The organism is Massilia oculi (assembly GCF_017582745.1).
Classification (GTDB): Bacteria; Pseudomonadota; Gammaproteobacteria; order Burkholderiales; family Burkholderiaceae_D; genus Telluria; species Telluria oculi_A.
This window is the reverse complement of the sequence record NZ_JAFVIM010000010.1, coordinates 69,920-88,554: the sequence shown is the minus strand read 5'-3', so window position 1 is coordinate 88,554 and position 18,635 is coordinate 69,920. Positions and strand designations below refer to the sequence as shown.

At 65.2% G+C, this 18,635-nt stretch carries 18 protein-coding genes; 10 read left to right on the top strand and 8 right to left on the bottom strand.

The genetic code is table 11. From position 1 onward, the window contains the following. Nucleotides 1–12 precede the first annotated feature (12 nt). From J3U95_RS13565 to flgA, 8 genes are all read right to left on the bottom strand, one after another. A complete protein-coding gene (locus tag J3U95_RS13565; protein ID WP_208279107.1) occupies nucleotides 13–1,881 on the bottom strand; it encodes a glycosyltransferase family 2 protein in 1,869 nt (622 codons plus the stop codon). A 170-nt stretch (nucleotides 1,882–2,051) separates the two neighbouring features. Beyond that, nucleotides 2,052–3,089: a DUF4214 domain-containing protein gene (locus tag J3U95_RS13560; protein ID WP_208279106.1), complete on the bottom strand. Its 1,038-nt coding sequence runs from the start codon at nucleotides 3,087–3,089 to the stop codon at nucleotides 2,052–2,054. 481 nt (nucleotides 3,090–3,570) lie between these two features. Beyond that, nucleotides 3,571–4,926 carry a chloride channel protein gene (locus J3U95_RS13555; RefSeq protein ID WP_208279105.1) on the bottom strand — a complete coding sequence of 452 codons (1,356 nt, stop codon included), beginning with the start codon at nucleotides 4,924–4,926 and terminating at the stop codon, nucleotides 3,571–3,573. Between the two features lie 284 nt (nucleotides 4,927–5,210). Beyond that, nucleotides 5,211–5,648: a hypothetical protein gene (locus J3U95_RS13550; protein WP_208279104.1), complete on the bottom strand. Its 438-nt coding sequence runs from the start codon at nucleotides 5,646–5,648 to the stop codon at nucleotides 5,211–5,213. Nucleotides 5,649–5,777: 129 nt separating this feature from the next. Then, entirely contained in the window at nucleotides 5,778–7,013 is a 1,236-nt protein-coding gene (locus tag J3U95_RS13545) for a GGDEF domain-containing protein (protein WP_208279103.1), read from the bottom strand. Between the two features lie 226 nt (nucleotides 7,014–7,239). Further along, the gene (locus tag J3U95_RS13540; protein ID WP_208279102.1) at nucleotides 7,240–7,710 is read right to left on the bottom strand and encodes a flagella synthesis protein FlgN; all 471 of its coding nucleotides are present in this window, start codon (nucleotides 7,708–7,710) and stop codon (nucleotides 7,240–7,242) included. Nucleotides 7,711–7,713: 3 nt separating this feature from the next. Further along, nucleotides 7,714–8,028, bottom strand: a complete 315-nt coding sequence (flgM, locus tag J3U95_RS13535; RefSeq protein WP_005665849.1) for a flagellar biosynthesis anti-sigma factor FlgM — start codon at nucleotides 8,026–8,028, stop codon at nucleotides 7,714–7,716. Between the two features lie 118 nt (nucleotides 8,029–8,146). Then, the gene (gene flgA, locus J3U95_RS13530; protein WP_208279101.1) at nucleotides 8,147–8,848 is read right to left on the bottom strand and encodes a flagellar basal body P-ring formation chaperone FlgA; all 702 of its coding nucleotides are present in this window, start codon (nucleotides 8,846–8,848) and stop codon (nucleotides 8,147–8,149) included. Between the two features lie 168 nt (nucleotides 8,849–9,016). On the opposite strand from flgA, the gene flgB reads away from it, so the two are divergent. The 10 genes from flgB to flgK all read left to right on the top strand — a co-directional run bounded on the left by flgB (nucleotide 9,017) and on the right by flgK (nucleotide 18,625). After that, entirely contained in the window at nucleotides 9,017–9,433 is a 417-nt protein-coding gene (gene flgB / locus J3U95_RS13525) for a flagellar basal body rod protein FlgB (RefSeq protein ID WP_208279100.1), read from the top strand. A gap of 14 nt (nucleotides 9,434–9,447) precedes the next feature. Beyond that, nucleotides 9,448–9,849: a flagellar basal body rod protein FlgC gene (gene flgC, locus J3U95_RS13520; protein WP_071361650.1), complete on the top strand. Its 402-nt coding sequence runs from the start codon at nucleotides 9,448–9,450 to the stop codon at nucleotides 9,847–9,849. Nucleotides 9,850–9,862: 13 nt separating this feature from the next. Beyond that, nucleotides 9,863–10,576 (top strand): flagellar hook assembly protein FlgD, encoded by a 714-nt coding sequence (locus J3U95_RS13515; RefSeq protein WP_208279099.1) that lies wholly within the window; start codon nucleotides 9,863–9,865, stop codon nucleotides 10,574–10,576. A 39-nt stretch (nucleotides 10,577–10,615) separates the two neighbouring features. Then, nucleotides 10,616–12,139, top strand: a complete 1,524-nt coding sequence (locus J3U95_RS13510) for a flagellar hook protein FlgE (protein ID WP_208279098.1) — start codon at nucleotides 10,616–10,618, stop codon at nucleotides 12,137–12,139. A 61-nt stretch (nucleotides 12,140–12,200) separates the two neighbouring features. After that, complete coding sequence (flgF, locus tag J3U95_RS13505) at nucleotides 12,201–12,941, top strand: flagellar basal-body rod protein FlgF (protein WP_208279097.1); 741 nt, start codon at nucleotides 12,201–12,203, stop codon at nucleotides 12,939–12,941. Between the two features lie 64 nt (nucleotides 12,942–13,005). Next, on the top strand, nucleotides 13,006–13,788 hold the full coding sequence (gene flgG / locus J3U95_RS13500) for a flagellar basal-body rod protein FlgG (protein WP_123067758.1): 783 nt from the start codon (nucleotides 13,006–13,008) through the stop codon (nucleotides 13,786–13,788). A gap of 9 nt (nucleotides 13,789–13,797) precedes the next feature. After that, on the top strand, nucleotides 13,798–14,451 hold the full coding sequence (locus tag J3U95_RS13495) for a flagellar basal body L-ring protein FlgH (protein WP_208279096.1): 654 nt from the start codon (nucleotides 13,798–13,800) through the stop codon (nucleotides 14,449–14,451). Nucleotides 14,452–14,466: 15 nt separating this feature from the next. Continuing rightward, the gene (locus J3U95_RS13490) at nucleotides 14,467–15,579 is read left to right on the top strand and encodes a flagellar basal body P-ring protein FlgI (protein WP_208279095.1); all 1,113 of its coding nucleotides are present in this window, start codon (nucleotides 14,467–14,469) and stop codon (nucleotides 15,577–15,579) included. A 31-nt stretch (nucleotides 15,580–15,610) separates the two neighbouring features. Then, the gene (flgJ, locus tag J3U95_RS13485; RefSeq protein WP_208279094.1) at nucleotides 15,611–16,567 is read left to right on the top strand and encodes a flagellar assembly peptidoglycan hydrolase FlgJ; all 957 of its coding nucleotides are present in this window, start codon (nucleotides 15,611–15,613) and stop codon (nucleotides 16,565–16,567) included. 90 nt (nucleotides 16,568–16,657) lie between these two features. Next, on the top strand, nucleotides 16,658–18,625 hold the full coding sequence (gene flgK, locus J3U95_RS13480) for a flagellar hook-associated protein FlgK (RefSeq protein WP_208279093.1): 1,968 nt from the start codon (nucleotides 16,658–16,660) through the stop codon (nucleotides 18,623–18,625). Nucleotides 18,626–18,635 lie beyond the last annotated feature (10 nt).

Here is an 18,635-nt window from a genome sequence, read left to right as displayed (position 1 = left end):
TTGCAAAAACGGTCAGGCGGCCTTGATACCCGCATTGATATTGCTCCAGCTTGCCAGCCAGGCGTGCGCGTCGAAACGCTCGTCGAGCAGCACCGTTTTGAGTTTTGCGGGCAGCGCTGTAGGGGAATCGGTCAGAATCGTGCGGCAACCTGCTGCTTGCAGCAGGTGCAGGTCGTCCAGCAAAGGCAGGGCGTCGCCCTGGATATGAGGAACGTGGTCCACCACGCCCGTTCGCCACAATGCATCGCCGCCGTCACCGATGACCAGCATGCGCAGGTTCAGTTGCGGACGGCTGGCGAGCAGGCGCGCCAGCGTGAGTACATGCGCGGCAGCCGGCGTCGCCAGGTCATGCTTCCAGACCGCGATGCGTTGGCAAGATGCACGCATTGGCGAGAGCACGGCGGGCAGCGGCTTTTTGGCGATGGTGTTCGGCAGGGCTCCGGTGGGTTGCGCTACATCGGCCTTGCGCAACCAGTTGGCTGCTTTTGAGCGTTCCAGAGCAACGCGCAGCGTGGTGCGTGCGTTTGCCAGCGGATCGTCACGGCGAAAGGCTGCGAATTCGGGGTAGTACGAAGGATAGCGAGCAACGAGATGGCCCCGGTTCTGCGCCACGCGCAGCGTCTTCTCGGCGCGGAACGACACCGTGCCTTCGTGCGCCACGAACACGCCGGTGGCCTGCAGATGCCGCCAGCCGGCCGCGCGGGCGCGCATGCACCAGTCGACTTCTTCGCCGTAGCCGCGGATCAGCGCGGTGCCGTCCAGCATGCCGATGGCGTCGAGCACCGTGCGCCGGATCAACATCGTGAAACCGCAGCAGGACGGCAGTTCGATATCGGCGCCACCCGGGGCGGCGCGTACCTCGGCCGCCACCTGGTCGAGCAGCGCGAGTTCGCGGGTGTCCGGGGCAGGCGCGGCCTGGCTCATCACCGGGAAGCTGCTGATCTCGCCGTTATTGGTCCATGGCGTGACCGAGGCGACGTCCGGCGTCGCGTACAGGGCGCGCGCCAGGCGGTCGATCCAGTCGCCATGCACCTGGGTATCGGCGTTGAGCAGTAGCACGTCGTGATCCGGATGGGCGCGCATGCCGCGGTTGACCGTTTCGATGAAGCCGAGATTGCAGGCATTGCGCAGCAGCGTGATGGCGCCGCTTGCTGCCTGCTTGTCGAGCCAGGCCGACAGGGCGGGTTCCGGACTGCAGTCGTCCACCACCACGATCCGGGCCGGAGTCTGGTTGAGCGGCAGGCTGGTCTTGACGCTCTCGATGCAGGCGCGCACCAGCGCCAGCTCGCGGTAGACCGGGATCACGATCGATACCGGCCGGGCTTCGGCTGGATTCGTCGCGGATGGCTCTGCACCGGCGCGAATGGTCGGCGTCTCGTAGAACGCCAGCGGCGAGCCGGGCAGCAGCTGCCGGCGTCCGTCGGGTTGCAGCAGGGTGATTGACCACACGGCGCCGGGTCGTGGCGGCATCAAGCGCACGCGGGCGCCGTCTCCTGGCACATCGAACTGGTATTGGGTGGTCGCGTCGGACAGCAGCAGGGTCGCGCGTGGCGCGCTGTTGCCGGCGGTGCCGAGGAAGACCATCGTTTCGATCGCGTCGCCATTCTTCCAGCAGGCGCCGGTGTGGGTCACGCCAGCCGCGCGCAATATGGGCATCAGGCTGTCATGGCGCCCCGCGCGGCAGCGCGCGGGCAAGAAGGCCGGGCCCAGGCTGGCGACGTCGGCGCGGCCGCCGTCCTTCAGCCAGGCCTGCAGCATGACGTCCTGCAGCAGGGGATTCTCCGCTTCGCTCAGCCATGCGGCGTGCCAGGCGCGGGAGGCCATGAACGGATAGGCCGTTTGCAGGATCTTGGCGCGCAGGATGGCGGGAATGCGGTTCATGGGCAAGCGGCGGCATACGTACTCGGCAGCCAGTAGCGCGTCGGCGTGCTGGCCAGCCGTGAACAATTCCACAGCTCGCGTCAGAAGTGCATCGTCCCGCAGGCGGGACGTGCACGTAGAGAGGAAAAAGGGGGCAGGGCCCCCTTTTGGGTGTTGCATAGTGCTACTTATTACGCCGCTGGATCGATGATGGTGACCGAACCAACGATGTCGGTCTCGACGCCCGAGACAGACGCTTCGGCGAAGGCGGTAGCCACGTCGGCGCGCGATGCGCCGTCTTCCAGGCGATCCAGCCAGTAGTCGGCGCCAGCGGCGTCAGCTTCACGGCCGAACAGACCTGCGTACAGCGCGTCGATGAACTCGGCGTCGTCCTGTGCCTTGGCGGTGTACTCAGCCGAGCCCAGGAAGCCACCGGCGATCGCGTGCAGCGACTCGTGGGTTTCCGCGACGTCGAACCAGTACTCCAGGCCTGCAGCGTCTGCGTTACGGCCCAGCAGAGCGTGGTACAGGTTGGCCACGGCGGCTTCTTTCGCGTTGTCCGCGAAGATCAGCGCATCGGTGCCGTTCAGCTGGACATAGTTCACGTCGGTCAGCTCGACCGACACGCCGGTCTTCGAGTTGACGATGATGGCTTTGCCGTCGGCGGTAGCGACGGTGAAGTCAGCTTCAGCACCGGTTGCTTCGACGATGGTCTTGTCGTTGCCGACGACCGTGCTCTTGCCTTCTGCTGCAACCACGTGGGTCCAGCCCGAACCCGCGACGACGGTGTCCTTGTCGCCAGCGATGACTTGGGTGTTCTTGCCGTCAACGATGGTGATGGTGTCGGCGCCTGCGGTACCAACGACAACGCGCTCGATGTCTTGACCTGCGACGGTTGCTGCCGACGAGTTGCCGGTTGCGTCCGGTGCTGGAGCAGCACCAATGCTTGCATTCACGCCGCCTGCGCCCTGGAAGAAGATTGCCGGGATGTCAGCAGTCACGTTGACATTGGTGCGTTCGGTAGCCGAGGTTTCCACGAACACGATATCGACGCCGTTGGCTTCGCTGATGGTGGTGTTGTTCGTAGCCTGGACGTTGTTGGCAACGATCGTCGTGTTGTTTGGCGTGGAGATCAGATCCAGGATGCTGCTGATGGTCTCATCGGTGAAGAAGGTCGCCGAGGTGTTTTTCAGCTGGTTGCTGATCGCAGTGGCGTTGGTATCGTACATTTACTACTCCTAAGTAGGATCAAAATTCCCGGCATGACCGGACGCTCCAAGTGCACAAGCACTGCCTGTGGACTTTGCTTGCGCACCCTAGATATCGTGGGCCCGTCGTGACTGGGGCGGCTCCCGAAGCAATACTGCTGACGGGAATTCGATACAAATCGAAGAGTTCGGCACGAGTTTCGCCGTCATTGCTACGGGCCAAGTTGAGAGCGTTATCAATACAGGCCAGCAATCTTGACCTCACCGATTCACAGAGTTTCCATGATGCAGTGCGCAATCGTCGGGATTCTACATGGATCATTCTTCAACAAAACTCTCCGATTGTTTCATGGCCATAAAATGTATTCAATTGTGCATGATGTATTTACGCACAAATGCCACAACATTATGAACAGATAAATGCACTATACCAATAGTATTCCTTTAATGAAACATTTTCGAGCGAAATTGCTGCTGTGCGGAAGGCGCGATTGACAAAGAACTATTGTGTATTTCCACTTCGATCACTCGCCTCGCGCGCCGGTCGCGGCGGCAACTGAATCGCCGCCAACGCCCCATATAACGGCGGACTGAGCACCCGCGACACCGTACTCGCCACAACCGCACAAGCCATCAGGCTCAGCACCATCCCGTGTCCATCGACCATTTCCATGACAATGATGAAGGCCGTCAACGGAGCCTGGGTCGCCGCAGCGAGGAAGCCGACCATCCCCAGCGCAATCAGCGCCGGCGCATGCGGATACCCGGTCAGCAGGGCGATGTCATGACCCAGGGCAGCGCCAATCGACAGCGATGGTGCGAAGATTCCTGCCGGCACCCCCGACCACGCCGTCAGCCACGTGGCGACGAACTTGAACAGGGCGAACGCAACCGGCACGCTGGCCTCGTTCTCGAGCAGGCCACGGGTAGCCTCGTTGCCGCTGCCATAGGTGGCGCCGCCGCTGACGATGCCGATGACGGCCACCGCCAGGCCGCAGCCGAGCGCGAAGCGCACCGGGTAACGGGCGCGCCAGCGGCTGGGCAGGTCGGGCGAGGTTCCGCGCAGGCTGGCCAGCAGCAGCCGCGCGAACAGGCCACCGGCCGCGCCGCAGACCACGGCGGCCAGCAGTCCCGGCCACAGCAGCGACAGGCCGATCGGGCCGGGATGGATCACGCCGAAGTGGGGGCCGTTGCCGTGGACGGAGACGGCGATCAGGCCGGCCAGCACGATGCCGGCCACGATCAGGCCGCTGTTGCGTTGCTCGGGTGTGCGCGACAGCTCTTCGATCGCGAACATGATGCCCGCCAGAGGGGTATTGAAGGCGGCGGCGATGCCGGCCGCGCCGCCCGCCACTAATAAGGAGTGCGCGCTGATGCCGCTGCGCCGTGGCAGCCAGCGCCGGGCCGACAGCATCACGCCGGCCGCGATCTGCACCGACGGGCCTTCGCGCCCCAGCGACAAGCCGCCCAGCAGGCCGGCCGAGGTCAGGCCGATCTTGGCAAGGCTCAGCTTGAGCGACACGAGGAGGGGACGGCGTCCGCCCGACAGCGCGGGATCGAGCGCCGCCATCACTTGCGGGATGCCTGAGCCGCCGGCGCCGCGCACATAACGGCGCGTCACCCAGACGATGGCGGCGCAACACAGCGGCGTCCAGATCAGCGGCGCCCACCATGCGAGGTCATTCAGTTGCTGGAAACGGCCGAAGGCGGACTCGGCGAGCCAGGTGAAGGCGACCACGACCAGGCCGGCGATCGCGGCCATGCTGACCACGACGATCCGGGTGCGCCAGAGATGAGGAGAAACGAATTCCCGCCGGAAGGCGGAGCGCACGTCGTGCGAAGAGGGTTCGGGCGGCATGATGGCCGATGAATAGTGGAAGCCATCATTATAAACATTTGTACGAATGTATTGCTGTTTGGTGCGCAATCACAACGTCGAAATATTAGACCACACCCGCCTCACCACGTCGTTCCCGTGGAGGCGGGAACCTAAGTCTTTCGCGCCGCCGTAATCAACGAACGTAGCGTCAGTGCGAGCAAAATTAGGTTCCCGCCAAGGCGCCCGGCGAGGGCGGGAACGACGTGTACAGGCTGCTGGCAGAGTAGCGGAATAGCAGCCAGCTGCAATTGAGTCCACCAAACCTACCTTGGCCCATCCCCCGGCGTCCCCGAACTCTCCGCCCCGTCGGCCAGCCGCTCGCTGATCTTGTCATCGCTGGCGCGCCCCACATAATCCTGCGCCGCACGGTCGAAGTGGGTGCCTGCCGAGCCGCCGGTTGCCGCGCCGCCGATCTCCGACTGGCTGCTCTGTCCTTCTTCCGACTTGCCCAGCACGCCACCCACGATCGGTCCTGATGCATTGCCATGGCTGCTCTGCGCCGCGCCGGCCGGCCCGACGTTGCTTTCAGGCGAGGCCTTGGCGAAGTTGCTCTGGATGCCGGACTGCTGCCTGCCCGAACCGATGCTCGACGTGCCGCTCATGTCGTCGGTCACAAAGCCCGCATAGGAATCGGTGCGGCCCTGGCGCAGGCCCTGGTCTGGATTGTCCTGCTGGGTGTCCTTCGGTTTTTTATCTTCCATGATGCTCTCCTTGGCACAGCTGACAAAATGACCATCTGGGTCTGCCTGCCGTCGTTCCCAATAGGAGGGGAGAGCGCCTGCGCGTAGGATTTTCCGTTCACGCTGCCTGAGCGGGCCCGATGGGCGTGCCTAACCCGACTGGCGCGACCGCATCGGCTGCAGCTGCGGCGCCAGCGCGATCACCTTGTCGCGGCCGGCCGACTTGGCCGCGTACAGGGCGGCGTCGGCGCGCGCCAGGGTTGCCTTGAACGGCTCGTCGGCCTGGGTCGCCGTCACCCCGATGCTCAGCGTCAGCGGGCACTGTCCGGCATGGCGCCGCAGGGTGGCCGCCGGCTGGCGCAGCTCGGCCTGCAGCTTTTCGCCGACCGTGCAGGCCTCGGCCAGGGTGGTTTCGGGCAGCAGCACCGCGAACTCGTCGCCGCCCAGGCGCGCCATGCAGTCGGCCGCGCGCAGCGAGGCGCGGGCGCGTTCGGCCACCAGTTGCAGGGCGACGTCGCCGGCTTCGTGACCGCCGCTGTCGTTGATGGCCTTGAAATGGTCGAGGTCGATCAGCATCAGGGCCAGCGGCTGGCCGTTGCGCCGGCTGCGCACCAGCTCGCGCTCGGCGATGTCGAAGAACGCCTTGCGCGACCAGGCGCCGGTCAGGTGGTCATGGTTGGCGATGTACTCGGCCTGGTGCAGGATGTAGCGGTGCATGGTCAGCAGGCCGCCCAGGGTCAGTGCGGGCAGCGCCAGCGCGGCGGCGGTCAGGATCGCCAGGCTGGCGGTGCTCGGCTGCAGCAGCGAGCCGGGTGGTTCGGCCGCCAGCAGCAGCCAGGCCATGCGCACGGCGTGGCCCGCCACGACCAGGGCGCACATGAGCAGCACGAAGCGCTGCACCTTGTTCAGGGTGGCTGGCGCCTGCTGCGCAGGTGGTCCGGCCATGGGCTGGGCCGGGGCGGCGCCGCGGCGCACCAGCACGCTGCGCGCGATGTCGGCGCAGACGGCGGCCTGGAACAGAGAGGCCACGGCGCTACGCGCGGCAAAGGAATCGAAGCGGTAATGGAAAAGCGCGATCAGCAGTCCGACGGCGCCGACCAGCAGGGCCAGCGGTCTGATGGGGGCCGGCAGGCCGGCCAGCTGGCGGTAGCCCGCCGCCAGCGCGGCGCCGGCGCCGGCATAGGCCATATTGGCCACCTCATAGGCCAGCAGCGGCGGCAGTTCACGGCCGAAGGCGTACAGCAGGTTGCCCACCAGCCCCAGCACGGTGGACGCCAGCATCGCGCGCATGCCGCGCACGTTCTCCGACCCGGCCGCCAGCAGGGCCAGGAAGACGAGAAAGCAGAGCAGGGCGGCGATCAGGAAGATCTGCTGGGTGGCGAGCATGAGGGACGAACCTGTGCGCTGTGAGCGTTCAGATAGCAGGAAATCTAATCGTTAGCGGCAAATCGTCGTTCCCGCGTAGGCGGGAACCTAAGTTTTTCGCGTTACCAATACGCTGGCAAGCTTAGGTTCCCGCCTACGCGGGAACGACGTGCTACGGATCCGTGAGACGGATAGCGCCAGCATTATGCCGCTAATGCTTGCCAACAGGAATGTTTATCGTGGCCTTTTAGCCTACTACATACCGCTTCGACACGCCCAGTCCCACGGTCTGCCCGCTGGCGCCATAGATCGCGCCGGTCGGCGCATTGGTCGGGGTGCGCAGGGCGTTGAGAACGCCCTGGTTGTGCGCCAGCTGCTTGCTGATCAGCATGCCGTTGACGCGGTTGAGTTCTTTTGCTTCGCGGGCCACGTGCAGCATGCGTTGCCATTGTTCCCGCCCTGCGCCATCGTCGCTGGCGGCCAGCCAGGGCTCCATGCCCGCTTCCGATCCTTCGCATCCGGCTGCCCGCAGCGCCGCGTGGCGCTGTTGCGACAGGCCCGACAGGCTCGCCAGCAGCGCGTTCTTCTGCGTGGTCAGGCTGGACAGCTCGTCGGCGTCGAGCGCGACCAGGGATTGCTGTTCCTGTTTCATCAATGCCACGAGGGCATCGAGGTGCTGGTGTTCTGCGGCAATAGTCTGGATCGGGCTCGGAGTCATGGTTTAGCGTTGTCTTGAATGGAGCAAGTCGCGTACGGTTTCTAGCAAGCCGTCCGCCACTTTCTCGGAGTTGACTTGGAACTGGCCATCGGCGATGGCCATCTTGATGCGTTCGACCTTCTTCGCGTCGAACACCTGCGCGCCGCCGCCCACCGCATTGGCCATGGCCTGGCCCTGCGAGGACAGCCGCACGCTGTCGGTCTGCGCCTGGGTCGTCGGCGCCGTCGTTGCGGCCTTGTCGGCGCCACGCGCGGTATTCGTCTGCGTGGTCGCCGGCTGGAGGCCGGGGTTGCCCTTGAGCGTATCGTTGATTTTCACAGCATCATCCTTCTCGGTTCGAAGCTACAAGCTCCGGGATCTGCTTGATGTAACGGCTGCGCCTTTACAAACTTTAGCGATCAATCACGAAATTGATGCGTCAAAATCTACAATTACTTTAGAGAACTATTTCCACCATCCCGCCGTTGCGCGCCAGGCCGCTGACGACGGTGCCGGACTGGGTACGCACCTGCACCACCTGGCCGTCGCTGGCGTTGTTGATCGCCTTCGCTTCGCTCGTGACCGAGAAGTTCGAACCGCGCGAAACCAGTCGTACCGCCTGGCCCTGCTTGATCACCTGCTGCGCACGCAAGGTATCCGTGCGCAGCGCGGTGCCGGCCGGCAGCGAGATGGTCGGGGTGCGGCCGATCGCCTGCGCCATGTCGGTGATGATGCCGTTCGGCATGGCGGCGATGTCGGCCTTCACCAGCACCAGCTGGCTCCCGTCGAGCGGCTGGCCCTGGGCCAGCGGCACGGCGGCGGCGACGTAGTCGGCCACCACGCTCACCTGCGCCTGCAGGTAGAGCGACCAGGCCGGGGCGCTGCAGCGCACGCCCACCGTGGTCTTGCCCCAGGGGCGGGCGCCCGGTTGCAGGAAAGCTTCCGGCGCCGGGCAGGCCGGCAGGGAGAGGCGCGGATCGACGCCGCCGACCTTCACCGTCACCTGGCCCGGCAGGCCGGCGCTCTGGGTCTTCAGAAATTGCTCGGCGACCGCGCGCACCGCTTCCGGCTTCTGGCGGGCCGCGGCGGGCGCCTGTTGCGCCTGGGCGCCGCCAACCAGCAGAGCCAGCAGCGAAAAAGCGACAAATTGCTGTTTCATAGTGATTCCAGTTGAAGGGACATCGGGAATGCTGCAATCTTAGGTCGAATGATTCCGTAGCGAAACATTGAATAGCGGGGGATTTCCACCTCCTTATCCGTCGATTGGTGTTGCCGCCTGGTCCGTATGATCGCTTCTGTCCCAAACAGCCCAAGACCCGGAGGCAGCATGATCGGCAATCTCGACAACTACCTGCGTTTCAATGAAACCGCACTGTCCCTGCGCTCGCAGCGCCAGGAACTGCTGGCGTCGAACATCGCCAACGCCGACACGCCCAACTACAAGGCGCGCGACATCGACTTCGCCAGCGCCCTGCAGAATGCGATGGCGGGCGGCAAGAACGCCGGCGCGATGAACACCACCAACAGCAACCACATGCCGCGCGGCGCCGCCACCGGCGACACCCTGGCCAATGGCACGCCGGTGCTGTACCGAGGCGTGGTGCAGGGCAGCGTCGACGGCAATACCGTCGACATGGACGTTGAGCGCAACCAGTTCGCCGACAACGCGCTGCGCTACGAGGCCGGGATCATGATGATCAACAGCCAGCTCAAGGGCCTGATGACGGCGCTGCAGAGCCAATAAGGAGCCGGTTGACCATGTCGCTATTTAATATCTTCAACGTGTCTGGCTCGGCGATGAGCGCCCAGGCCCAGCGCCTGAACACCACCGCCAGCAATCTGGCCAACGCCGACAGCGCCACGTCGCCCACCGGCGAAGCCTACCGCGCCAAGGCGGTCGTGTTCGAGTCGGTGCCGACCGCCTCGGGCGCCACCGGCGTGCGGGTGCGCGAAGTGGTCGAAGACCCGTCGCCGCTCAAGCAGGTCTACGATCCCAAGCATCCGATGGCCGACGACAAGGGCTATGTATCGATGCCCAACGTGAACGTGGTCGACGAGATGGTGAACATGCTGTCGGCCTCGCGCTCCTACCAGACCAACGTCGAAACCATGAACGCAGCCAAGACCATGCTGCTCAAGACCCTGACCATCGGACAATAAACTTCTACTCACCATGACCAGCCCGATCAGCACCCAGAGTGCCGCCAACAATATCTCCGACCTGCAGTCGGCGATGAACGCCAAGCCGAAGGCCGAGACCGACAGCGTCCAGGCCGACACCGACAAGTTCATGACCCTGCTCGTCACCCAGCTGCAGAACCAGGATCCATTGAACCCGATGGACAACGCGCAGATGACCAGCCAACTGGCCCAGCTGCAGACCGTGACCGGCGTGAACAAGCTGAACACGACCCTGGAATCGCTCAAGGCCAGCTACCAGTCGACCGAGTCGCTGCAGGCGACCCAGCTGATCGGCTCCGGCGTGCTGGTCGAGGGCGACGGCATCCTGCTGCACAAGAGCCAGGCGATCCTGGGCGTGGAACTGGAAACCCCGGCCGACAAGGTGCAGATCGTCATCAGCGATTCCAGCGGCAAGGACGTCGCCTCGCTGGAGCTGGGCGCCCAGGAAGCGGGCATCATCCCGATCGCCTGGGACGGCGTGCCCGACCCGAACAAGCTCGACGCCGACGGCAAGCCGGTCGTGCTGGCGGACGGCGAGTATTCCTTCCGCGTGGTGGCCAGCCGCGGCGGCGAGACGCTCAAGGACGCCAAGGCCCTGGCCTTCGACAGCGTCGCCAGCGTCACCACCGGCGGCAAGGATGGCGTCAAGCTCAACCTGCCGGGCAAGGGTGCAGTAACCCTCGCCGACATCAAGCAAGTCATGTAAGCAAGCCGCTTACCTTTTATCTCATTCAGGAGCATTACCATGTCTTTCCAACAAGGCTTGAGCGGCTTGAACGGCGCCGCCAAATCGCTTGACGTCATCGGCAACAATATCGCCAACGCCAGCACCGTCGGCTTCAAGGGCTCGACCACCCAGTTCGCCGACGTCTACGCCAATGCGCTCAACGGCGCCGGCGGCACCCAGGCCGGCATCGGCGTGAAGGTCGCGGCCATCGCCCAGCAGTTCAACCAGGGCAATATCGAAACCTCGGGCAATCCGCTCGACATCGCCATCAACGGCGCCGGTTTCTTTCGCATCGAGCAGGCCGGCGTGGTCCAGTACTCGCGCAATGGCCAGTTCTCGCTCGACAAGAACGGCTACATCGTCAACGCCCAGGGCGCCAAGCTGACCGGCTATGGCCTCGGTGCGAACGGCCAGCTGGCCGCCGGCGCCCCGGTGCCGATCCAGATCGACACCTCGGACCAGCCGCCGAAGGTCACCTCGAACATCTTCGCCGAGATCCAGCTCGATTCGCGCACCCAGCCGCCCGCCAACAAGCCGTTCAACCCGAACGATCCGACCACCTATAACAAGCAGAGCCCGCTGAGCACCTACGACACGCTGGGCAATCCGCACACCCTGTCCTTGTACTACGTGAAGACCGAAGCCGGCCAGTGGGATGTCTACACCAGCATGGATGGCAGCGAGATGGAGTCGGCGAAAGCCGCCGGCGTCACCCTGACCGACGCCACCGTGCTGGGCGCGCGCACCACCTGGGACAATGCCGATGCGGCGGGCAAGACCGGCGCGATCACCGCCTACGCCACCTCGGCTGCGAATGCCGTGCGTACCGCTGCCGTCGCCGCCGACCCGACGATGAGCGCGGACGACCAGGCCAAGATCGCCGCCGCCGCCAACGCCGCCGCCGCCATTCCCGGCGCCACGCCGGAGCAGGTCAACGCCGCGATCCTGAAAGTGCTGAACGTGGCGCCGAAACCCCTCGGCACCCTGCATTTCGACACCAATGGCGCGCTGAACATGGCGACCAGCGGCACCGGCCCCGGCTTCAACGGCAAATTCTCGGCCTCGCTGCCGGTCGTGCCTTCCACCGGCGCCGAGCTGCAGATCCCGGTGACCTTCGACTTCGCCAAGAGCACCCAGTACGGCAACGCCACCAGCGAGAAGCGCCTGGACCAGGACGGCTACAAGCCGGGCGCGCTGCAGCGCTTCACCACCGGCGCCGACGGCATCATCCTGGGCCAGTACAGCAATGGCCAGACCAAGCCGCTGGGCCAGGTGATCCTGGCCAACTTCACCAACCCGAACGGGCTGGAGCCGCTGGGTAACAACGCCTGGGCCGAGTCCGCACAGTCGGGCACCCCGCTGATCGGCACCGCCGGCACCGGCGGCATGGGCGTGCTGCAGGCAGGCTCGGTCGAAGCCTCGAGCGTCGACCTGACCGCCGAGCTGGTCAACATGATCACCGCGCAGCGCGTCTACCAGGCGAATGCGCAGACCATCAAGACGCAGGACTCGGTGCTGCAGACGCTGGTGAACCTGCGCTAATGATCATGCCGGCGGTGCTTGAACGCACCGCCGCATTTCCGCACTACTTAAGGACCACGACATGGACCGCCTGATCTACACCGCCGCCTCCGGCGCCAAGCACATCCTCGAGCAGCAGGCCACGACCTCGAACAATCTGGCCAACGTCAGCACCACGGGTTTTCGTGCCCAGATGGACGTGTTCCGCGCCGCGCCGGTGCAAGGTCCCGGCCTGCCGACGCGCGCCTTCGTGGTCGACTCGACCGCCGGCAACGATTTCTCGTCGGGCGCGCTGCAAGTCACGGGCCGCGACCTGGACGTGGCGGTGAAGGGGCAGGGCTGGCTGGCGGTGCAGATGCCGGACGGCACCGAGGCGTACACCCGCAACGGTTCGCTGCAGATGAGCCCGAACGGCGTGCTGACCACCGCATCCGGCCAGACCATTGCCGGCGAGGGCGGTCCGATCACGATTCCGCCCGACGCCACCGTGACGGTCGGCGGCGACGGCACCGTCTCGACCATCTCCAACGTCGATTCGCCGGCCGCGCCGGCCGTGCTGGGCCGCCTGAAGCTGGTCAATCCTCCTGAAGGCGACCTGGTGCGCGGCGACGACGGATTGTTCCGCCTGAAGGACGGCGGCAACGCCCAGCTCGACCCCAATGTGCGGGTGGCGGGCGGCGCGCTCGAGGGCAGCAACGTCAATCCGGTCGATTGCATGGTCGACATGATCTCCCTGGCAAGGTCGTTCGACACGCAAATGAGCCTGTTGAAGAACGCCGAGAATAACGCCGCAAAAGCGACCCAGATCCTCGCTTTGAATTGATAGTTGCCCCGGCATAATTCTATTGTGCGTGGCGGTGTTCGCCTGCCACCAATAGGAGAATGCCATGATTCGTTCGCTGTACATCGCCAAGACCGGTCTGGAAGCCCAGCAGACCAACCTGGACGTCATTTCGAACAACCTCGCCAACGTCAGCACCAACGGCTTCAAGAAGTCGCGCGCCGTGTTCGAGGACTTGCTGTACCAGAACGTGCGCCAGCCAGGCGCCCAGTCGTCGCAGCAGACCAACCTGCCATCGGGCCTGCAGATCGGCACCGGTGTGCGCACCGTCGCCACCGAGCGCATCCACACCCAGGGCAACCCCCAGCTGACCGGCAATGACAAGGACGTCATGGTCAACGGTCCCGGCTACTTCCCGGTCATGATGCCGGACGGCACCCAGGCCTACACCCGCGACGGCTCCTTCCAGAAAGACCAGAACGGCCAGCTCGTCACCTCGAGCGGCTTCGTGGTCCAGCCCGCCATCACCGTGCCGGTCAACGCCGAATCGATCAGCGTCGGCCGCGACGGCACCGTGTCGGTCAAGATCGCCGGCGAAGCCGCGATGACCCAGATCGGCGCCCTGCAGCTGGCCACCTTCATCAACCCCGCCGGCCTCGAGTCGCGCGGCGAGAACCTGTACGTCGAGACCACCGCCTCCGGCGCGCCGAACCTCAACGTGCCAGGCACCAATGGCGCAGGCAACCTGATGCAAGGGTATGTCGAAGCGTCGAACGTCAACGTGGTCGAAGAGATGGTCGCCATGATCCAGACGCAGCGCGCGTACGAGATCAACAGCAAGGCGATCACGACCTCCGACCAGATGCTTCAGAAACTGTCCCAGCTCTAATCCACGCCCATGAAAAGCCTGTCCCTGTCCTTCTTCGCCGCCCTGGCGCTGCTCGCCGGCTGCAACACCGCCCCGACCACCATCGTGCAAGGCCCGACCAGCGCCCGCCCGATGATGGTCGAGAACGCGCCGGCCACCGACGGCGCCATCTTCAACGTCAACAGCTATCGCCCGATGTTCGAAGACCGCCGCGCGCGCCATATCGGCGACCTGCTGACCGTCAACATCAGCGAGCGCACCACCGCCAACAAGACCGGCGCCAGCTCGGGCAACAAGACCGGCAGCGCCAGCTTCAAGGCGCCTGGCGTGGTGGCAGGCGTGATCGGCGCCGGTGTCGACCTGGAGTCGGGCACCAAGTATGCCGACGGCGACAACCAGAGCGCCTCGAACAACTTCAGCGGCACCATCGGCGTGACCGTCACCGAAGTGCTGCCCAACGGTAACCTGATCGTGGCCGGCGAAAAGCAGGTCGCGATGAACAAGGGCACTGAGTTCATCCGCTTCTCGGGCATGGTCAGCCCGGACACGATCCAGGCCGGCAATACGGTCTCGTCGGCGGTGATCGCCGATGCGCGGGTCGAATACCGCACCAACAGCCGTCTCGACCGCGCCGAGGTGACCTCGATGCTGTCGCGTTTCTTCCTGTCGATGCTGCCGTTCTGATTGCTAGAGAATTCCATGCGTAAAATCACTCTCTTCATGCTGCTCGCCGCCGTTCTCGGGGGAACTGCTCCAGTGGCCCAGGCCGAGCGCCTGAAGGACCTGGCGACCATCGCCGGCGTGCGCCAGAACCAGTTGTCCGGCTACGGCATCGTCGTGGGCCTGGACGGCACCGGCGACCAGACCACGCAAACCCCGTTCACCGTGCAGTCGATCAAGGCGATGCTGCAGCAGAAGGGCATTAACCTGCCGCCCGGCGTCCAGCTGCAGCTGAAGAACGTGGCGGCCGTCATGGTCACCACCTCGCTGCCGGCCTTCGCCCAGCCGGGCCAGACGCTGGACATCACCGTGTCGTCGATCGGCAATGCGAAAAGCCTGCGCGGCGGCACCCTGCTGATGGCGCCGCTGCATGGCGCCGACGGCCAAGTGTACGCGATGGCCCAGGGCAGCCTGGTGGTCGGCGGCGTCGGCGCGCAAGCCCCGGGCGGCGGCGCGCAGGTGCAGGTCAATCACCTGTCGGTGGGCCGCATCTCGGGCGGCGCGACCGTCGAGCGCGCGGTGGCCTCGAACCTGGGTGCGGACAACCAGATCCGCCTGGAACTGAAAGAGACCGATTTCGCCACCGCTGCGCGCGTCGTGGAGGCTGTCAACGACCAGTTCGGTCCTGGCGTCGCGACCGCCCTCGACGGCCGCGTGGTGCGCGTGCGCACCCCGTCGTCGAGCGACCAGCGCGTGGCCTTCCTGGGCCAGCTGGAACAGATCGACGTCAAGCAGCCGCTGGCCTCGGCCAAGGTGATCATGAACGCGCGCACCGGTTCGGTCGTGATGAACCAGGCCGTGATGCTGGAAAACTGCGCGATCTCGCACGGCAACCTGTCGGTGACGATCGGCGCCGATACGCAGGTGAGCCAGCCGAATCCGGGCAGCCTGGGCGCCACCGTCGTGACGCAGAACCCGACCGTCGAGATCAGGAAGGAACCGGGCCAGGTGCTCAACGTGAAGGGCGGCGCATCGCTGGCCGAAGTGGTGAAGGCGATGAATTCGATCGGCGCCACCCCGCAAGACCTGCTGGCCATCCTGCAGGCGCTGAAGGCGTCCGGTTCGCTGCGCGCCGAACTCGAAATCATCTGATCGCATCTCCATCCACCCTGCAGAGCCACGCATGATCGCCTCGACCACTTCCGCCGACCAGACCGCCAAGCTCGCGCTCGACACCAACAGCCTCAACGGCCTGCGGCAGAGCGCGAAGGACGGCTCGCCGGCCGCCCTCAAGGAAGCGGCGACCCAGTTCGAGGCGATGTTCATCAATATGATGATGAAGAGCATGCGCGACGCCACGCCGCAGGAAGGCCTGATGGACAACCAGCAGACCAAGACCTTCACCACCATGCTCGACCAGCAGACCAGCCAGAACCTGGCCAAGCGCGGCGTCGGCCTGGCCGACGTGCTGGTGCGTCAGCTGAGTTCGCAGCAGATGGGCCAGCAGGCGCTGGCGATCGGCGCCGATGGCGTGAGTGCGGGCGCGGCGATGGGCGCGGCCGGCGCCAAGGGCCTGCCGACAGCGATGAACGCCGCCGCCATGTACCAGAACAGCGCCGGCGCGGAAGGCGCCGGCAAGGCGCCGCCGCTGCCGGCCACGCTCGAGAATGGCCGCACCCAGGCGCCGCACGTGCGCGCCTTCCAGGAAAAGATGCACGAGCACGCCCATGCGGCCGAGCAGACCACCGGCGTGCCGGCCAAGTTCATGCTGGGCCAGGCCGCGCTCGAGACCGGCTGGGGCAAGCGCATGATCAAGAATGCCGACGGCACCAGCAGCAACAACCTGTTCGGCATCAAGGCCGGCCCGAGCTGGAAAGGCAAGGTTGCCCTTGCTACCACAACCGAGTACGTGAACGGCAAGCCGCAGACCCGCGTCGAGAAATTCCGCGCCTACGATACGCCGGCCGATTCGTTCCGCGACTACGCCAAGCTGATCGCGAACAACCCGCGTTACGAAAAAGTCATCGCCAGCGGCGGCGACGCCGAGTCCTTCGCCAAGGGCCTGCAGCGCGCCGGCTATGCGACCGACCCGAATTACGCGGCCAAGCTGACCCGATTGATCAAGAACTCGCTGGCCTGAAGACCCGGCCCAGAAAAATGTCCTTACAAATGACCGTCAAGTTTTTCCAAAAGCTGCCGTAGACGGACTTGTTAAAGAGAGAAAAAAGTCATGAGTAGCCTTCTCGCCATCGGTAAGACCGGCCTGTACGCAGCCCAGGCGGCCCTGTCCACGACCGGCCACAACATCACCAACGCCAACGTGGCCGGCTACAGCCGCCAGGTGGTGGTGCAGGCCACCGCCGCCGCCCTGAACACCGGCGTCGGCTTCATGGGCACCGGCACCCAGATCGCGCAGATCAAGCGCTACAGCGACGACTTCCTGAACACGCAGGTGCGTAACGCCCAGGCCAGCAGCAGCGGCCTGGAATCGTATTATTCGCAGATCAAGCAGATCGACAACCTGCTGGCCGACACCACGTCGGGCCTGACCCCGGCGATGCAGGGCTTCTTCAAGGGCGTGCAGGACATGGCCGCCAACCGTGCCTCGGTGCCGTCGCGCCAGGCCATGCTGTCGAACGCCGAATCGCTGGCCACGCGCCTGAACGGCCTGGACGCGCGCCTGGGCGAGATCCGCGAAGGCGTCAATTCCGAGATCGAGTCGAGCGTCACCGCGATCAATACTTACGCCAAGCAGATCGCCAAGCTCAATGAGCAGATCGGCAACTACGCCTCTTCGCCGCAGCGTCCGCCGAACGACTTGCTGGACCAGCGCGACCAGCTGGTGCTGGAACTGAACAAATACGTCAAGGCCACCGTGCTGCCGGGCGATAACAACAGCCTGACGGTCTCGATCGGCAACGGCCAGCCGCTGGTGGTGGGCCAGGATTCCTTCCAGCTGGCGACGATGCAGTCGCCGACCGACCTGACCCGCCTCGAAGTGGGTTACCAGGTGGGCGACAAGGTGTCGGTGCTGCCCGACGGCGCACTGCCGGGCGGCAAGCTGGGTGGCGTGCTCGAGTTCCGCAGCAATACCCTGGACAAGGCCCAGAGCCAGCTCGGCAAGATCGCGATCGGCCTGGCCTTCGAATTCAACCGCCAGCACGAGCTGGGCCTGGACCAGAACGGCCAGCCGGGCAAGGCCTTCTTCAACGAAGCGCCGGCCTACGTGGGCAAGAGCGTCAACAGCTCGCCGCTGAGCACGTCCGAGCTGACGGCCAAGGTCGTCGACCCGTCCAAGCTGACCGACAACGATTACGAGGTCAAGTTTTCCGAAGGCCGCTACCACGTGCTGAGCCTGCCGGACCGCCAGTCGGTCGGGTCGGTCGCGCCCGACGCCGACGGCAATGCCACCCTGGAAGTGGGCGGCGTGGAAATGACCTTCTCGAAGGAAGCGCGCCAGGGCGACACCTTCCTGGTGCGGCCGACCATCAACGGCGCGGCCGACTTCAAGGTGCTGGCCACCGACGTGTCGCAGATCGCGGCCGCGGCCCCGGTCCTGAGCAATGAACCTTCGAGCAACACCGGCAGCGGCAAGATCAGCGAGATCAAGGTCGACAGCGAGTTCCTGGACACGCCTCCCACGCTGCCGATCACGCTCACCTTCAACAAGGGCGCCGCCGGCGCGCCGGACACGCTGACCGGTTTCCCGGCCGGCGAGACCGTCTACAAGGTGGACGACAAGGGCAACAAGACGCCGATCACGGGCGACGTCGTGTTCGAGAACGGCGCCACCTACAGCTTCGGCGGCATCACCGTGACCATGACCGGCGCCCCGGGCGGCGGCGACAAGTTCGAGATCGCCTCCAACGTCAACGGCGTGGGCGACACCCGCAACATCGCGGCGCTGGGCGAGCTGCAGACCAAGAACATCTTCAACGGCGGCACCGCGACCGTCCAGTCCTCGTACGCCCAGATGGTGAGCGAAGTCGGCAACAAGACGCGCGAAGTCCAGATCAACGCCTCGGCCAGCAATTCGCTGCTGGCGCAGGCGGCCGGCGCCCAGGCCGACGTCTCGGGCGTCAACCTGGACGAGGAAGCCACCAACCTGATCAAGTACCAGCAGGCCTACCAGGCGGCCAGCAAGGTGATGCAGATCGCCGGCACGATCTTCGATTCGCTGCTGTCGATCGGCCGCTAACGCCTGACCC

Bases quoted from the DNA above. Each gene is read 5' to 3' on its own strand.
- J3U95_RS13550 (WP_208279104.1), bottom strand. From the start codon at position 5,648: ATGGAAGATAAAAAACCGAAGGACACCCAGCAGGACAATCCAGACCAG.
- flgF (WP_208279097.1), top strand. From the start codon at position 12,201: ATGGACCGCCTGATCTACACCGCCGCCTCCGGCGCCAAGCACATCCTC.
- J3U95_RS13545 (WP_208279103.1), bottom strand. From the start codon at position 7,013: ATGCTCGCCACCCAGCAGATCTTCCTGATCGCCGCCCTGCTCTGCTTT.
- J3U95_RS13565 (WP_208279107.1), bottom strand. From the start codon at position 1,881: ATGAACCGCATTCCCGCCATCCTGCGCGCCAAGATCCTGCAAACGGCC.
- J3U95_RS13560 (WP_208279106.1), bottom strand. From the start codon at position 3,089: ATGTACGATACCAACGCCACTGCGATCAGCAACCAGCTGAAAAACACC.
- flgC (WP_071361650.1), top strand. From the start codon at position 9,448: ATGTCGCTATTTAATATCTTCAACGTGTCTGGCTCGGCGATGAGCGCC.
- J3U95_RS13515 (WP_208279099.1), top strand. From the start codon at position 9,863: ATGACCAGCCCGATCAGCACCCAGAGTGCCGCCAACAATATCTCCGAC.
- flgJ (WP_208279094.1), top strand. From the start codon at position 15,611: ATGATCGCCTCGACCACTTCCGCCGACCAGACCGCCAAGCTCGCGCTC.
- J3U95_RS13510 (WP_208279098.1), top strand. From the start codon at position 10,616: ATGTCTTTCCAACAAGGCTTGAGCGGCTTGAACGGCGCCGCCAAATCG.
- J3U95_RS13540 (WP_208279102.1), bottom strand. From the start codon at position 7,710: ATGACTCCGAGCCCGATCCAGACTATTGCCGCAGAACACCAGCACCTC.
- J3U95_RS13555 (WP_208279105.1), bottom strand. From the start codon at position 4,926: ATGCCGCCCGAACCCTCTTCGCACGACGTGCGCTCCGCCTTCCGGCGG.
- flgA (WP_208279101.1), bottom strand. From the start codon at position 8,848: ATGAAACAGCAATTTGTCGCTTTTTCGCTGCTGGCTCTGCTGGTTGGC.
- flgG (WP_123067758.1), top strand. From the start codon at position 13,006: ATGATTCGTTCGCTGTACATCGCCAAGACCGGTCTGGAAGCCCAGCAG.
- J3U95_RS13495 (WP_208279096.1), top strand. From the start codon at position 13,798: ATGAAAAGCCTGTCCCTGTCCTTCTTCGCCGCCCTGGCGCTGCTCGCC.
- flgB (WP_208279100.1), top strand. From the start codon at position 9,017: ATGATCGGCAATCTCGACAACTACCTGCGTTTCAATGAAACCGCACTG.
- flgK (WP_208279093.1), top strand. From the start codon at position 16,658: ATGAGTAGCCTTCTCGCCATCGGTAAGACCGGCCTGTACGCAGCCCAG.
- J3U95_RS13490 (WP_208279095.1), top strand. From the start codon at position 14,467: ATGCGTAAAATCACTCTCTTCATGCTGCTCGCCGCCGTTCTCGGGGGA.